The sequence below is a fragment of the uncultured Mucilaginibacter sp. genome (assembly GCF_903913935.1).
In the GTDB taxonomy this organism is placed as follows: Bacteria; Bacteroidota; Bacteroidia; order Sphingobacteriales; family Sphingobacteriaceae; genus Mucilaginibacter.
The window spans coordinates 1-1858 of record NZ_CAIWNH010000218.1 but is presented as its reverse complement, the minus strand read 5'-3'; the positions used below and the strand labels follow the sequence as shown (position 1 = coordinate 1858).

2 protein-coding genes are annotated in these 1858 nt (G+C 44.1%); one reads left to right on the top strand and one right to left on the bottom strand.

Features of this window, described 5'->3' with window-relative positions; genetic code table 11:
- Nucleotides 1-56: 56 nt before the first annotated feature.
- Nucleotides 57-956 (bottom strand): peptide chain release factor N(5)-glutamine methyltransferase, encoded by a 900-nt coding sequence (gene prmC / locus QZY09_RS08440; RefSeq protein ID WP_295670979.1) that lies wholly within the window; start codon nt 954-956, stop codon nt 57-59.
- Nucleotides 957-989: 33 nt separating this feature from the next.
- On the opposite strand from prmC, the gene ribD reads away from it, so the two are divergent.
- On the top strand, nt 990-1858 hold an 869-nt coding region (gene ribD, locus QZY09_RS08435; protein ID WP_295670976.1), incomplete at its 3' end, for a bifunctional diaminohydroxyphosphoribosylaminopyrimidine deaminase/5-amino-6-(5-phosphoribosylamino)uracil reductase RibD.

Genomic DNA, 1858 nt, shown 5'->3' with positions numbered 1-1858 from the left:
GGCTTCGCCGTTCGTAGGATTAGATGATTTAAGGATTATATGGTATTTAAATCCTATTATCTGTCCAATCCTACGAATCCTAGTTCAGACCTAATCATCCCGTCCCTGCCGCTCATATCTTTCCTTAATTCAATATTCTTGAATTGCTTATCCTTCAACAACTGAACTACTTCCTCACCATAACTTTCATTGATCTCGAAAAATAACAACCCGCCAGGGCGTAGCTTATCTGCCGCATAATCGGCTATGGCTTTGTAAAACACCAATGGATCATCCTCCGTTACAAAAAGCGCTGTATGGGGCTCAAAATCGGTTACGTTGGCATGCATCTGGGTTTTATCATGCAGCGTAACGTAGGGGGGATTGCTGATGATGATTTCGATTTTTGAGGTGAAAGGTGAAAGGTGAAAGGTGAAAGGTTTTTGCGGGTGCAATATATCCGCCTTGATAAAGTCGACATCTACAATATTTAGTTCGGCATTTTCTTTTGCTGTTTGTAGAGCGGTTTCTGAAATATCAATCGCTGAAACTTTAAATTGAGGCAAGTTTTTTTTCAGGCTGATCGCAATGCAACCGCTACCGGTTCCTATATCTAAAATACTGCCAACTGCCAACTTCGAACTGCGCACTGAAGAAATTACCCATTCCACCAGTTCCTCGGTCTCTTGCCTCGGGATAAGCACCGAGGGGTTAACGTTAAAGGGATATCCATAAAACTCAGTAACCCCTAAAATGTATTGGATGGGATTGCCGGTTTTTAGCTGGATTAAAATATCATCAAGAGTATCGGTTTGTTGAATTGTAAGCGCTGTTTCAGGGAATGCTTTGATCTTTGCTTTGGAAAAACCGGTTATTTCGGTGACAGCCAGTAGCGTAATGGCCTCAGGTTCATACGCATCATATAGCTTACCAAGACCGATCTTAAAAGCATCAAAAACATCCTTTATGGTTTTCATGGAACAAAGTAACATAAAAGCTACTTTTGCAGCATGGTAGAAGATGAAAAATATATGCAGCGCTGCCTTGAGCTTGCCGCTTTGGGGATGGGCAGTGTGAGTCCGAACCCGATGGTGGGCGCCGTTATCGTAAGGGATACCATCATTATAGGCGAAGGCTATCACCATAAATATGGTGATGCGCATGCCGAGGTAAATGCGATCAACCAGGTGTTCACTAATTTTTCAGACGCACCTGACCTGCTGGATCAGTCCACCATATACGTTTCCCTCGAACCTTGTGCCCATTACGGCAAAACGCCGCCCTGTGCCGATCTGATCATCAAACACCGGATCCCTAAAGTGGTAGTTGGCTGCCGCGATCCATTCGACGCCGTAAACGGTAAAGGGATTGAGAAATTACTGGCTGCAGGTGTTGATGTAACGGTAGGGGTTTTACAAAAAGAATGCCAATGGCTTAACCGCCGCTTTTTTACCCGGGTACAAAAAAACCGGCCTTATGTGATCCTAAAATGGGCCCAAACCCGTGATGGCTATTTTGCCCCAGATGATGGTACGCAGTTTTGGATCACGGGTCCCGAATCGCGCAAACTGGTGCACCAATGGCGGGCCGAAGAAGATGCAATTCTGATCGGGAAACATACTGCTGCCATTGACGATCCTCAACTAAATGTACGTTACGCGGAAGGTAAAAACCCCAAAAGAATAGTGATAGACCGGAAACTGGAACTGAACAATAGCTTACATATATTCGAGCAGTCTGTTGAAACATTGGTATTTAATGAAGTGAAAACCGGTATCGACGGCAAAATAAAGTATATTGCCCTCGAAGATTTTGACAGGTACGTTCCCCAGTATATTTTGTACCAGCTTTACCTGCAGGATATCCAGTCAGTGATAAT